Source organism: Halopseudomonas sp. SMJS2 (genome assembly GCF_029866945.1).
GTDB lineage: Bacteria > Pseudomonadota > Gammaproteobacteria > Pseudomonadales > Pseudomonadaceae > Halopseudomonas > Halopseudomonas bauzanensis.
Window position 1 is genome coordinate 2,978,320 of the sequence record NZ_CP123445.1, and the last position, 13,708, is coordinate 2,992,027.

13 protein-coding genes are annotated in these 13,708 nt (G+C 61.9%); 4 read left to right on the forward strand and 9 right to left on the reverse strand.

Annotation, left to right across the window (positions count from 1 at the left end; translation table 11 throughout):
- Positions 1–10: 10 nt before the first annotated feature.
- Positions 11–1,483 (reverse strand): AMP nucleosidase, encoded by a 1,473-nt coding sequence (amn, locus tag QAO71_RS14025; RefSeq protein ID WP_036989253.1) that lies wholly within the window; start codon positions 1,481–1,483, stop codon positions 11–13.
- 145 nt (positions 1,484–1,628) lie between these two features.
- Here amn and argA point away from each other — a divergent pair, with 145 nt between their 5' ends.
- Both argA and ilvD read left to right on the forward strand, forming a co-directional pair.
- Entirely contained in the window at positions 1,629–2,912 is a 1,284-nt protein-coding gene (gene argA / locus QAO71_RS14030; RefSeq protein WP_036989252.1) for an amino-acid N-acetyltransferase, read from the forward strand.
- A 187-nt stretch (positions 2,913–3,099) separates the two neighbouring features.
- Entirely contained in the window at positions 3,100–4,938 is a 1,839-nt protein-coding gene (gene ilvD, locus QAO71_RS14035) for a dihydroxy-acid dehydratase (RefSeq protein ID WP_280164714.1), read from the forward strand.
- A 39-nt stretch (positions 4,939–4,977) separates the two neighbouring features.
- Here the strand turns inward: ilvD and QAO71_RS14040 are convergent, their stop codons facing one another.
- From QAO71_RS14040 to QAO71_RS14065, 6 genes are all read right to left on the reverse strand, one after another.
- Entirely contained in the window at positions 4,978–5,349 is a 372-nt protein-coding gene (locus QAO71_RS14040; protein ID WP_036990190.1) for a DUF1090 domain-containing protein, read from the reverse strand.
- A 77-nt stretch (positions 5,350–5,426) separates the two neighbouring features.
- Positions 5,427–5,942, reverse strand: a complete 516-nt coding sequence (locus QAO71_RS14045; protein WP_083392359.1) for a dihydrofolate reductase — start codon at positions 5,940–5,942, stop codon at positions 5,427–5,429.
- Positions 5,943–5,979: 37 nt separating this feature from the next.
- The gene (locus QAO71_RS14050; protein WP_036989249.1) at positions 5,980–6,753 is read right to left on the reverse strand and encodes a ParA family protein; all 774 of its coding nucleotides are present in this window, start codon (positions 6,751–6,753) and stop codon (positions 5,980–5,982) included.
- A gap of 85 nt (positions 6,754–6,838) precedes the next feature.
- Positions 6,839–7,633 carry a thymidylate synthase gene (locus tag QAO71_RS14055; RefSeq protein ID WP_280164715.1) on the reverse strand — a complete coding sequence of 265 codons (795 nt, stop codon included), beginning with the start codon at positions 7,631–7,633 and terminating at the stop codon, positions 6,839–6,841.
- On the reverse strand, positions 7,617–8,423 hold the full coding sequence (lgt, locus tag QAO71_RS14060) for a prolipoprotein diacylglyceryl transferase (RefSeq protein ID WP_280164716.1): 807 nt from the start codon (positions 8,421–8,423) through the stop codon (positions 7,617–7,619). The genes QAO71_RS14055 and lgt overlap by 17 nt, the downstream gene beginning before the upstream one ends.
- Positions 8,424–8,436: 13 nt before the next feature.
- The gene (locus tag QAO71_RS14065) at positions 8,437–9,219 is read right to left on the reverse strand and encodes a sulfite exporter TauE/SafE family protein (protein WP_280164717.1); all 783 of its coding nucleotides are present in this window, start codon (positions 9,217–9,219) and stop codon (positions 8,437–8,439) included.
- Between the two features lie 157 nt (positions 9,220–9,376).
- Between QAO71_RS14065 and QAO71_RS14070 the strand changes: the two genes are divergently transcribed.
- Entirely contained in the window at positions 9,377–10,123 is a 747-nt protein-coding gene (locus QAO71_RS14070; protein ID WP_280164718.1) for an NRDE family protein, read from the forward strand.
- A gap of 12 nt (positions 10,124–10,135) precedes the next feature.
- Here the strand turns inward: QAO71_RS14070 and ptsP are convergent, their stop codons facing one another.
- Both ptsP and rppH read right to left on the reverse strand, forming a co-directional pair.
- On the reverse strand, positions 10,136–12,403 hold the full coding sequence (gene ptsP, locus QAO71_RS14075) for a phosphoenolpyruvate--protein phosphotransferase (protein ID WP_036989245.1): 2,268 nt from the start codon (positions 12,401–12,403) through the stop codon (positions 10,136–10,138).
- Between the two features lie 2 nt (positions 12,404–12,405).
- Positions 12,406–12,897: an RNA pyrophosphohydrolase gene (gene rppH, locus QAO71_RS14080; protein WP_036989244.1), complete on the reverse strand. Its 492-nt coding sequence runs from the start codon at positions 12,895–12,897 to the stop codon at positions 12,406–12,408.
- 145 nt (positions 12,898–13,042) lie between these two features.
- Here rppH and QAO71_RS14085 point away from each other — a divergent pair, with 145 nt between their 5' ends.
- Positions 13,043–13,699, forward strand: a complete 657-nt coding sequence (locus QAO71_RS14085) for an HAD family hydrolase (protein WP_280164719.1) — start codon at positions 13,043–13,045, stop codon at positions 13,697–13,699.
- Positions 13,700–13,708 lie beyond the last annotated feature (9 nt).

The window sequence follows — 13,708 nt, forward strand, 5'->3', positions numbered from 1 at the left end:
GAACCCTTACCTACCGAAACAACGGCTCATCAAAACTGCGCAGCTTGCGCGAATGCAGGCTGTGCAGTTGGCCACGCAGCAGATCCAGCGCGGCGATGCCGATGTGCAGGTGCTGGGTGACGGCGCGCTCGTAGAAGGCGCCGGCGGCGCCGGGAAGCTTGAGTTCGCTGTGCAATGGCTTGTCCGAGACGCACAGCAGCGTGCCGTAGGGCACCCGCAGACGGTAGCCCTGGGCGGCGATGGTGCCGCTTTCCATGTCCACGGCAACAGCGCGGGACAGATTGATCAGTGGGCGCTCCTGGGCCCAGCGCAATTCCCAGTTACGGTCGTCATAGGTGAGGATGGTGCCAGTGCGCAGGCGCCGTTTCAGCGCATCGCCCTTGTCACCGGTGACCTGCGCGGCGGCATCCTGCAGGGCCTGCTGCACCTCGGCCAGCGCTGGCAGCGGTATGTTCGGCGGCAACACCCGGTCGAGAATACCGTCGCGGCGCATATAGGCGTGGGCCAGTACATAGTCGCCAATGGTCTGCGATTGGCGCAGCCCCCCGCAATGGCCGATCATCAGCCAGCAATGCGGACGCAGCACCGCCAAATGGTCGGTGATGTTCTTGGCGTTGGACGGGCCGACACCAATATTGACCAGCGTAATGCCGTCCCCATCGGCTGCTTGCAGGTGATAGGCGGGCATCTGGTATTTGTGCCAGACCACGCTGTCGAGTACCGACTGCATTTCCCCTTCGGCCATGCCGCGTTCGACCACTACGTTACCCGGCAGCACCATACGACAGAACCGCGAGTCGGCGAGCAGCATATCCAGCCCGTGGCGGATGAACTGATCCACATAGCGGTGGTAGTTGGTCAGCAGAATCCAGGGCTGCACGTCACGCCAGTCGCTGCCCGTGTAATGCACCAGCCGGCGCAGGGAGAAATCTGTCCGCGCCGCGTCGAACAGCGCCAGTGGCAGCGGATCGCTCCGCTCCCAGTCGACCAGACCATCAGCGATGCCATCGGTGGCGGCAGCCAGGTCGGTACTGGGAAATACCCGAGCCAGCTCGGCGGCCGTCACACCCGAGCCGGCCAACTCATCGCCCTGCTCTACCACATAGGGATAGGGAATCGCCTGCAGACTGACGCCTACTTCCAACTGCACGTTGAACTCGCTGGTCAGCGGGCGCAGTTGCTGCAACAAATAACTGCGAAAGGCCTTGGGGTGGGTGATGGTCGCGCTGTAGGTGCCCGGCACCTGCACCTTGGCCCAGGCACGGACGCTGGTCGGCGCCGGATCGCTGCCGGTCCAGGTCAGGCGCAGCTCGGGATAGCGGAACAACCGCAGCTGCTCCGCGGTCGGCCGGGTGCGGTCCCGCAGATACTCTTTCAATGAACGGCTCAATGCGCCTACCGCCTGCTCGTACAGAGCGGACAGCTGGTCGACAGCCTCTTCGGGGGTCTGCACAACGATGAATTTTTCGGTACCTGGATGCACGGCTTTCTCTCTTTTGTCTCACTGTCAGGTAGGGGCTGAGCCCCGACATCTTGCCCGCATTCCATTCGCAACGGCAATTCCGGCCCCGCGCTATTGAAGAGCAGGGCTGAATATCTCAAACTGGCGTTTTTCACGGAACAGTCGCATGTCCGATTACGTCAAATGGTTCCGCCACTCCACACCCTACATCAACACCCACCGCGATCGCACCTTCGTCGTGTTGTTGCCGGGTGAGGCCATCGCGCACCCGAACTTCAACAACATAGTCAACGACATCATGCTGCTCAACAGTCTTGGGGTGCGGCTGGTGCTGGTGCACGGTTCACGCCCCCAGATCGAGGACCGGCTTGGCGCGCGGGGACTCAGTTCACGCTATCACCAGGATCTGCGGATCACCGACAGCGACACCCTGGGCTGCGTGATGGACGCCGTGGGCAGCCTGCGCATCGCCATCGAGGCTCGACTGTGCACGCTTGCCGGTCAGGGTAGTCGCCTGCGCGTGGTCAGTGGCAACTTCGTCACCGCCAAGCCGATCGGCGTGATTGACGGTGTGGACCTGCACCATACCGGCGAAGTACGCCGGATCGATCGCAAGGCGATCAGCCGCCATCTGGACGACGAATCCATCGTGCTGCTGTCCTCCATTGGCTATTCACCGACCGGCGAAGTATTCAATCTGGCCTGCGAGGACGTGGCCACCAGCGCCGCCAGTGCCCTGGAGGCTGACAAGCTCATTCTGTTCGGCCCCGATACCGGCATTTTCGATGCCGAAGGGCGGCTGCTGCGTGAACTCAAGCCCAGCCGCGCCCAGTCATTACTGGCGGCGCTCGGCAACAGCCTACCGGGCTCGTTGCTGACGGCTGCCTGCAAGGCCTGCAACGCTGGCCTGCGGCGTAGCCATATCATCAGTTATGCCGAAGATGGCGCCATGCTCACCGAGCTGTTCACCCGTGACGGCGGTGGCACCCTGGTCACCCAGGAGCCGTTCGAGAAAATCCGTACCGCAACCATCGAGGATGTGGCCGGCCTGCTGGAATTGCTGCACCCGCTGGAAGAAGCCGGCGTTCTGGTGCGCCGCTCCCGCGAGGTGCTGGAGACCGAGATCAACCAGTTCACTCTGGTCGAGCGCGACGGCACCATCATTGGTTGCGCCGCCCTGTACCCGCTGGATGAACACAGCGCCGAACTGGCCTGCGTCGCCATTCACCCGGACTACCGCCATGGCGGGCGGGGTGATCAGTTGCTCGAACATATCGAGACCCAGGCCCGGGCGCGGTCGCTGACCACGCTGTTCGTGCTCACCACCCGTACCGCACACTGGTTCCGCGAACGCGGCTTTGAGCCCAGCTCGGTGGCACGCCTGCCCCAGCAGCGCGCGTCGCTGTACAACTATCAGCGCAATTCGAAGGTATTCGAGAAGAGCCTGTAACACCCGGGCGGTCCGAACATCGGCTCGTACCTTGTGTACCTGCAGATTACGCGCTCCCGACCGGCCCCGCTCATCGAGCTGGCGCTCGACGTCCCCAGGGCTCCGCCTGGCGGGCGGGGCTGCAGGGGCGACGGCAAATTGATATGCTAGGCGCATCCTGCATCACCGTATAACGAGACAACATCACATGCCTGATTATCGTTCCAAGACGTCCACCCACGGTCGCAACATGGCCGGTGCCCGCGCCCTGTGGCGCGCTACCGGTATGAAAGATGAAGACTTCAAGAAGCCGATCATCGCCATCGCCAACTCCTTCACCCAGTTCGTGCCCGGGCACGTGCATCTGAAGGACATGGGTCAGTTGGTCGCTCGCGAGATCGAGAAGACCGGTGGTGTAGCCAAGGAATTCAATACCATCGCGGTGGACGACGGTATCGCCATGGGCCATGACGGCATGCTGTACTCCCTGCCCAGCCGCGAGATCATCGCCGACTCGGTGGAATACATGGTCAATGCGCATTGCGCTGATGCCATCGTCTGCATCTCCAACTGCGACAAGATCACCCCCGGCATGCTGATGGCCGCCCTGCGCCTGAACATCCCCGTGGTGTTCGTCTCCGGTGGCCCGATGGAAGCCGGCAAGACCAAGTTGGCCAGTCATGGCCTGGATCTGGTCGATGCCATGGTGGTAGCCGCCGATGACAGTGCCTCCGACGAGAAGGTCGCCGAATACGAGCGCAGCGCCTGCCCGACCTGCGGCAGTTGCTCAGGCATGTTCACCGCCAACTCGATGAACTGTCTGACAGAAGCCCTCGGGCTGTCGCTGCCCGGCAACGGCTCGATGCTGGCTACCCATGCCGACCGCGAGCAGCTGTTCCTGCGCGCCGGCCGCCTGGCGGTGGAGCTGTGCAAACGCTACTACCAGGACAATGATGAATCTGTTCTGCCGCGCAATGTTGCCAATATCAAGGCGTTCGAGAATGCCATGACCCTGGATATCGCCATGGGCGGCTCGACCAATACCATCCTGCACCTGCTGGCCGCAGCCCAGGAGGGCGAGGTTGATTTCGACCTGCGTGATATCGATGCCCTGTCGCGCAAGGTGCCGCAGCTGTGCAAGGTAGCGCCGAACATCCAGAAATATCACATGGAAGATGTACACCGCGCCGGTGGCGTGTTCTCCATTCTCGGCGCGCTGGCCCGCGGCGGTCTGCTGCACACCGAAGTACCCACCGTTCACAGCCCGAGCATGGCCGAGGCTATCGCCCAGTGGGATATCACCCAGACCAGCGATGCAGAAGTGCATGAGTTCTTCAAAGCGGGTCCGGCCGGCATTCCGACCCAGACCGCCTTCAGCCAGAACACCCGCTGGCCGAGCCTGGATGATGACCGGGAAAACGGCTGCATCCGCTCGGTCGAGCATGCCTATTCCCAGGAAGGTGGTCTGGCCGTACTGTATGGCAACATCGCGCTGGATGGCTGCGTGGTGAAGACCGCTGGCGTCGACGAATCGATTCTGGTGTTCGAAGGGCGTGCGAAGATCTTCGAGAGTCAGGACAGCGCGGTACGCGGTATTCTCGCCGATGAGGTGAAAGCCGGCGATATCGTCATCATCCGTTACGAAGGCCCCAAGGGCGGCCCGGGCATGCAGGAAATGCTTTACCCGACCAGTTACCTGAAATCCAAGGGCCTGGGCAAGGAATGCGCCTTGCTGACCGACGGTCGCTTCTCCGGCGGTACCTCCGGCCTGTCCATCGGCCATGCCTCGCCGGAAGCCGCGGCGGGTGGCGCCATCGGGCTGGTACGCGACGGCGACAAGGTCCTTATCGATATTCCCAACCGCACCATCAATCTGCTGGTGAGCGATGAGGAACTGTCACATCGCCGTATCGAACAGGACAAGAAGGGCTGGAAGCCCGTGGAAACCCGTCCACGCAAGGTGACCACAGCGCTCAAGGCCTACGCCCTGCTCGCTACCAGTGCCGACAAAGGCGCGGTGCGTAACAAGGCGATGCTGGAAGACTGATCACTGGAAGACGCTGAGCGAATCCCGGCGGGAGTACGTTTACTCCGCCCGGGCTTCGTTCAGTTCCTGCAGCGCTTCGGTCAGTTTGCCCTCACGCTTTTCGATCTTGTCCTTATCCCCGTCGCGGATGGCTTCGGCCAGATCTTCCCGGCGCTCCGCCACCTCCGCCTCACTTTCGGCGATACGCTGTTTTCGCTCGGCAGCCAGCCCTTCCTCGGTGCAATGGTCGCGCACTTCCTTCAGCGCTTTATTCAGGCCCCGCACCTGCCCCTGATTATTCGCGGCTTCAGCCCGCTGCAGGCGCTCCATGATGCGCTGTTCCTTGTCGGCACAGGTTTCGTGACCCGCCGCCGGGGTACCTGCGTGAACCGGCAAGGACAGCAACAGGGCTACCAGTAAAGTCTTCTTCATCAGCATTACTCCGTATGTATGACACCTGCCATCAGCATAGACAATCCAGCGACAGCGCGAGCCTTGCAGGCAAGCGATCAGTCGCTGGTCGAGGGGACCCAGGTTTCGAAGCGGAAAGCGGGTGTGGTTTCCCCAGCGGCGTGGGCTTCACTCTCAACCAATTGCCAACCAGTGAATTCCGGAAAGAACGCATCCCCCGCCACCGTCAGGTCGATCCGGGTCAGGTAGATACGTGCGGCCAGTGGTAACGCCTCGGCATAGAGCTGGCCCCCACCAATCAACATGATTTCATCCACACCTTGCTCCCGCGCCCACTGATCGGCCCGGGCGATGGCAGCGGCCAGACTGGCGAACACCTCCGCGCCCTCGAGCTGCAGACCGGCCTGACGGCTGATTACCAGATTGAGCCGGCCCGGCAAGGGCCGCCCCAGAGAATCCCAGGTCTTGCGACCCATGATGATGGGTTTGCCCAGGGTGGTCTGCTTGAAGTGTTTGAGGTCCGCTGGCAGATGCCAGGGCATGCGGTTGTCCAGCCCGATTACACGATCATGTGCGCAGGCGGCAATCAGGGAAAGCGGAAGATGGTTTTTCATCGGCGCAGAATACCTTTCCGCGTCCCGGGCGGCAATGTCAGCTGGCTGCTTCCAGATGGTCATGCAAGGCGACGAACTGCTGGGTCAACTTGTGCCTGGGGTCCAGGTGCACCAGCGGCAAGCAGGCCTGGTGCGATTCGCGCATCTTCACCGAACTAGACAGGTATACCGGCAGAATCGGCAGACCTTCTTCCAGTAGCTCGGCAACCATCTGTTGTGGCAATGCCGCCCGCGGCTGGAATTGGTTGACGATAATACCCTCAACCTCCAGGCGCTCATTATGATCGTCGCGGATATCGTCAATTTCTTCCAGCAGGGCATATAGCGCCTGGCGGGAGAAACTGTCGCAGTCGAACGGGACCAGGCAACGGTCGGCGGCGATCAACGCCGAGATGGAGTAGAAGTTCAGCGCTGGCGGGGTATCGATATAGATACGCTCGTAGTCACCGTCGAGCTTGTCCAGCAGCCGGTTGAGCTTGTTGATCTTGTGTTTGGCCTCCAGCTTGGGCTGCAGGTCTGCCAGTTCCGGTGATGCGGTAATCAAATGCAGATTGGGATAGGCGGTTGCCAGGATCTGCGGTCTGGCTTTCTTCGCGGCAATGCCCGAGGAGAGGATCAGGTGAAAGAACTCGGCAATGCCGGTGGGAATGTCAGCGCCGGTCAGCCCCGTCAGGTACTGGCTGGAGTTGGCCTGGGCATCTAGGTCAATAAGCAGTGTTCGATAGCCCTGGGCGGCGCTGATCGCCGCCAGGTTGCAGGCAATGCTGGATTTGCCGACACCGCCCTTCTGGTTGAAGATGACCCTGCGCATTGCCGCTCCCCATTTCCATATATAAGCCGATTAAGCATATGACGAAATTGTTGCAATACGATGACAGGTGCCACCCGCCCCGGCATCACACCGCCACGGGCGCCTTGATGTGCGGATGGGATTGATAGCCTTCCAGGGTGAAGTCATCGAAGCTGAAGGCAAACAGGTCCTTGACCTCGGGGTTGAGTCGCATCGTCGGCAATGGATAGGGCTCGCGGCTCAACTGCAGATCCGTCTGCTCGATATGGTTGGCATACAGATGGCAGTCGCCGCCGGTCCAGATGAACTCACCGGGCTGCAGATCGCAGACCTGTGCCACCATCAGGGTCAACAAAGCGTAGCTGGCGATATTGAAGGGTACGCCGAGGAAGATGTCCGCCGAGCGCTGATATAACTGACAACTGAGCTTGCCGTCGGCCACGTAGAACTGGAACAGCGCATGGCACGGCGGCAGCGCCATCTCATCCACCAGCGCCGGATTCCAGGCCGAGACGATCAGCCGGCGGGAATCGGGGTTGGTCTTGATCATCTGGATCAGCTTGCTGATCTGGTCGATCGACTCGCCGTTGGGCGCCGGCCAGCTACGCCACTGGTAGCCGTAGACCGGTCCCAGATCACCGTTTTCATCGGCCCATTCGTCCCAGATGGAGACGCCATTTTCCTTCAGGTAGCGGATATTGGTATCGCCCTGCAGGAACCACAACAGTTCATGCACGATGGATTTCAGATGGCATTTCTTGGTGGTCACCATGGGAAAGCCGTCGGCCAGATCAAAGCGCATCTGATGGCCGAACACGCTCCAGGTGCCCGTGCCGGTACGATCGCTCTTGAAGGTGCCGGTTTCGCGCACCCGGCGCATCAGCTCAAGATACTGTTTCATGCCTTGCATCCTCTTTGCGGTAGGCCCACCACATCAGGGCGGCGCCGGCCAGAATCATGGGTATACACAGCAGCTGACCCATGGTCAGCCAGCCAAAGGCCAGATAGCCGAGGTGGGCATCCGGCTCACGAACAAATTCGACGATGAAGCGAAACACGCCGTAGCAGATGCCGAACAAGCCGCTGACCGCCATGGTCGGGCGCGGCTTGCGCGAGTAGATCCACAAGATGGTGAACAGCGCCACGCCTTCCAGGGCGAACTGGTACAGCTGAGACGGGTGCCGCGCCAGTTGCGCCGGGTCGGTGGGAAACACCATGGCCCAGGGCACATCCGTCGCCCTGCCCCACAGCTCGGCATTGATGAAGTTGCCGATGCGCCCCGCGCCCAGACCGATAGGCACCAGCGGCGCAATGAAGTCCATCAACTGGAAGAAGCTCTTGTGGTGACGATGGGAAAACCACAGCACCGCCAACAGCACCCCGACCAGACCGCCATGGAAAGACATGCCGCCCTTCCAGATCTGCAGCACCAGCGAGGGGTCATTCAGATACGCAGCCAGATCGTAGAACAGTACATACCCCAGGCGCCCCCCGGCGATCACCCCGAGCGCCACCCAGAACACCAGATCGGACAGGGTGTCCCCGGTCCAATTCGGGTCGAAGCGCTTGAGGCGGCGGCTGGCCAGATACCAGGCGCCACCGATACCAACCAGATACATCAGGCCGTACCAATGGATCTGCAGCGGCCCCAGGGACAGGGCAACCGGATCGATCTGCGGATAAGTCAGCATGGGATTCCCCAGGTCAGAGCAGAAAATTGATGCCTACGGCTACCAGCAACAGGGCAAAGAGTCGCTTGAGCAGGCGTTGTGACAGCCGGTGGGCCAGACGTGCACCGTATCCGGCAAAGAATATACTGGTCGCCGCGATGCCGACCAGTGCCGGCAGGTAGACATACCCCAGGCTCCATTCCGGCAAGGGCGTGGCCGACCAGCCGGTCCAGATGAAGCTCGCGGCGCCCGCCAGGGCAATCGGCATGCCGCAGGCCGCCGAGGTAGCCACCGCCTGCTGCATGGGTACGCTGCGCCAGACCAGGAACGGCACGGTCAGCGAACCGCCGCCGATACCGAAAATACTCGAGGCCCAGCCGATCACGCCGCCGGCGATGGTCAGCGCCGGTTTGCCCGGCTCGCCGAGGGCGGCCTTCGGCTTGAGTTCGAATGCCATCTGGATGGCCACGCAGATAGCGAATACACCAATGATCTTCTGCAGCAGCGGGCCGGTGATGGCCGAGGCGGTCAGCGCGCCCAGCACGGCGCCGAAGACGATGCCCAGCGCCAACCAGAGGAACAATGGCCAGCGCACCGCGCCCAGCTTGTGGTGCGCCCGCACTGAATTGACCGAGGTGAAGGCAATAGTCGCCAGGGACGTACCCACGGCCATATGGGTCAGCACCTCGGGAGCGAAGCCCTGCAGGGCGAAACTGTAGACCAGTACCGGGACGATGATCATGCCGCCGCCGACGCCGAACAAACCGGCCAATACCCCGGCACAGGCGCCCAGTACCAGATATATGACAAACTCCATCATTGCTCCCCAGGATACGCCGCGCTTTGGGGCGGCGGCACAATCCGCTAGTGTAACGAAAACCGCCCCCGCCCGCTGCCCCGGATCGCAGGAGACGCCCCCATGTGCGAGCCGGTACACTGGACCAAGGAAAACGCTGAACCATCAGGAGTCGACCATGTGTCTGATCGCTTTCGCCTGGCAGTTGTCGGGCCGACCGTTGGTGTTGCTCGGCAACCGCGACGAATTCCATCCCCGGCCCACGCGGGCCGCCACGTTCTGGAACGAGGAAGGCCACCCAGAGCTGCTGGCGGGCAAGGATCTGCAGGCCGGAGGCACCTGGCTCGGCGTGACCCGCGGCGGCCGCTTCGCCGCGCTGACCAATATCCGCTCGCCCCAGGCCGGGCCCGGCCCGCGCTCACGGGGCAGCCTGGTGCTCGATTATCTGACCGGGGACATGAGTCCGGGCGATTATCTGCAGAGCCTGGCCGGCGATCTGGATGATTACGCCGGCTTCAATCTGCTGGTCGGTACACCCGAGCAGCTCTGGCATCTCAACAGTCAGGAAGGGTCGGCGAGCGCGCTGGCGCCCGGTCTCTATGGGCTCTCCAATGCCTCGCTGAACAGCCCCTGGCCGAAGCTGCAGAGCCTGCGCCATGGACTGGAAGCCAATCTCGATGGCGACAGCAACAGCTTGCTGGCGCTGCTCAGCGACACGCAGGAATACCCGGATGGGCAGTTGCCCGACAGCGGCGTCAGTTTGGAATGGGAACGCCGATTGTCGGCGACCTTTATCCTTGGCGCCGACTACGGCACGCGTGCCAGCAGTCTGCTGACTATCGAGGCCGATGGCAGCATCACCTTCGTGGAGCGGAGCTTCGGTCCGGCAGGTGCGGACCTGGGTGAATCGGGCTGGAAGCTCTAAGGTAACCGGTGCTCAACGCACCGGCATCAACACCTTGCCCAGCCCCATGTTACGCAAAGCCAGGTGCAGGATGCTCTGCACCAGGTAGGCGTTGTCCTGCTGCAGCGCTACGTCCAGCAAGGCCTGGGCATCGCTCAGGCTGATCTGGCGCAGCAGCCATTTGACCCGCGGCAGGTTGGTGGCGTTCATCGACAGCATATCGCAGCCCATGGCCAGCAAAAGCACCGCCGCGGCGGGATCACCGGCCATTTCCCCACACACGCTCATCGGCTTGCCGGCCTCCCGGCAGGCGCGGGATACGATCTGCAGTGCCTGCAGCACCGCTGGGTGCAGCGAATGGTACAGGTCCGCCACCCGCGGATTGTTACGGTCCACTGCCAGCAGATACTGGGTCAGATCGTTGGTGCCGACCGACAGGAAGTCCACCAGTTGTACCAATTCCCGCGCCTGATAGACCGCCGCCGGCACTTCGATCATCACCCCTACCGGGGGCATGGGCACCTTGACGCCCTCATCCAGCACTTCGCTATAGGCGCGGTGGATCAGGTGCAGCGCGTCCTCTACCTCATAGACGCTGCTGATCATCGGTAGCATTATGCGCAGATTATCCAGACCCTCGCTGGCCTTGAGCATGGCGCGAATCTGCACCAGAAAGATTTCCGGATGATCCAGGGTGACGCGAATGCCACGCCAACCAAGGAAAGGGTTGTCTTCCTTGATCGGGAAGTAGCTCAGCGCCTTGTCGCCTCCTACATCCAGGGTGCGCATGGTCACCGGCAACGGATGAAAGGCCTGCAACTGCTCCCGATAGGTTGCCTGCTGCTCTTTCTCGCTGGGGAAGCGGTCCTGGATCATGAAGGGCACTTCGGTACGGTACAGCCCCACCCCCTCGGCGCCGCGATCCAGCGACCGGGCGATATCGGCGAACAGACCGGTGTTCACCCACAGCGGTACGCGATGGCCGTCCAGGGTAATGCAAGGCTCGGCACGCAGTTTCTCCAGCCCATGGGACAGTTCCATTTCCTCGCGGATCAGCTCGCGGTAGTGCCGCCGCAGCTCCTGGGAAGGGTTGGAGTAGACCTCACCGGCGTTGCCGTCGACGATCAGTTCCAGCTTGTCCATGCGCAGGTACGGCAGGTCCACCGCGCCCATGACGGTGGGGATGCCCATGGCCCGCGCCAGGATGGCCACATGGGAGCTGCCCGAGCCCAATACCGAGACCAGCCCGACCAGTCGATCCTTGGGTACCTCGCCGAGCATCGCCGGTGTCAGCTCCTCGGCGACCAGAATGGTCCGCTTCGGAAACACCAGTCGCTGGCGCCCGGCTTCCTGCAGGCAGGCCAGCAGCCGGCGACCAAGATCCTTGATATCCGACGCCCGCTCCTGCAGATAGGGATCATCCATCAACTCGAAACGCGCCACATGGGCGTTGATGACATCGCGCAGGGCACCCTGGGCCCACTGCCCTTCGCGAATGCCCTTGATGATTTCATTACCCAGGGATGAGTCGTCCAACATCATCAGGTAGACATCAAACAGCGCCAGCTCTTCGGGGCGCAGCTGTGCAGACAGCTTTGCCGACAGCCGCTTGATATCGACCCGCACCGCCTCCACCGCCTTGCGATACAAGGCGATTTCAGCATCGATATCCTTGATTTCCTTGTCCGGTACGGCCTTGAGATCAGCGGGCGGCAGCATCACCACCGCACGGCCCATGGCAATACCTGGCGCGCCGGGCACCGCATCAAAGCGGGTGTCCTGAATCACCTCGCCACTCCAGCCCAAACCGCGCATCGCTCCGGTCGCCTCGGCATGGGCGATGACGCCAGCGAGCTGGGCGCTCATGGTCACCAGGAAGGACTCTTCCACCTCGTCGAACTGACGGCGCTCTTTCTGCTGGATCACCAGTACACCCATGACCCGACGGTGGTGGATGATGGGCACGCCGAGGAAGGAGGCATAGCGCTCCTCGCCGGTCTCGGCGAAGTAGCGGAATCGCGGGTGGGCGGCGGCGTCCTCGAGGTTGACTGGCTCCTCGCGAATACCGACATAGCCGATCAGGCCTTCATTGCTGCCCAGGCTCACCACCCCGACCGCGTCCTGGTTCAGGCCCTCGGTGGCCATCAATTCATAGCGATCGGTATCGGGATTGAGCAGATAGACGGAACAGACATGGGTTTCCATCGCCTCGCGCACGCGGCGGACGATGATTTTCAATGCAGACGCCAGGTCCTTGGCCGAATTGACTTCCTGGACGATACGCCGAAGCGTATTGAGCATATTCAACATCCGGTCAGCTCACTCAGCGGCAGACGCGGTGCCAGCTCCTTCATGGCCCGGCGATACACGTCCCGCTTGAAGGCCACCACCTGACCCAGCGGATACCAGTAGCTGACCCAGCGCCAGCCATCAAACTCGGGCTTGGGGGTCCTGGTCATGCAGACCCGCTCATCCTCGCAGGCCAGCCGCAGCAGGAACCACTTCTGCTTCTGGCCGACACAGACCGGCTGGGAGTGGCTGCGAATCAGCCGTTGCGGCAGACGATAGCGCAGCCAGCCACGGGTGCAGGCGAGGATTTCCACATCCTCCGGCAGCAAGCCGACTTCTTCATGCAGCTCCCGATACAGTGCCTGCTCGGGACTTTCATTGCGCTGGATACCGCCCTGCGGAAACTGCCAGGCCTCCTGACCGATACGCCTGGCCCATAGCACCTGACCCAACCCATTGGTCAGGATGATGCCTACATTGGGACGAAAGCCGTCGGAGTCGATCACTGCCGGTATCCTTATCTGTTTTCCCATGCATTGTTCCATAAAGACGCGCACCCCAGCAATTGCATAAATGCCGCCTGGACCAAGCATTTCTCCCGCGCCTGAATTATCCTTGCAGCTTCGCTACATCCAACGACAGGAGCATTCCGTGGCACTGGCCATCTTCGACCTCGACAATACCCTGCTGGGCACCGACAGTGACAACGCCTGGGGGGAATTCGTCGTTGCGCACAATATCGTCGATGCGCAGACATACGGCGCACTCAATACCAAGTTCTTCAATGATTACCTGGATGGCAAACTCGACGTTACCGACTACCTCGACTTCTGCCTTGAACCTCTGGGCCGGCACAGCCGCGAGCAGCTGGAGCAGTGGCACACCCAGTTCATGCAGGAAAAGATCGAGCCCTTCGTCCTGCCCAAGGCGCTGGAGTTGATTGCCCGCCACGAGCAGGCCGGTGATACCACCATGATCATCACCGCGACCAACCGCTTCGTCGCCGGCCCCATCGGTCGCCGCTACGGCATCGATATCATGCTGGCCTCCGAATGCGAGGAAATCGATGGCCGCTATACTGGTCGCTCCTGCGATATTCCCTGCTTCCGCGAGGGCAAGATCACCCGCCTGGAGCGTTGGCTCGAAGAGACCGGCAACGATCTCGCGGACGCCTGGTTCTACAGCGACTCGCGCAACGATCTGCCGCTGCTATCGATGGTCGACAACCCGGTCGCCGTCGATCCAGACGATGTGCTGCGTGCCCATGCCGAGCAGCACGGCTGGTCGATCATCAGCCTGCGCGACTGATCCAGCTCC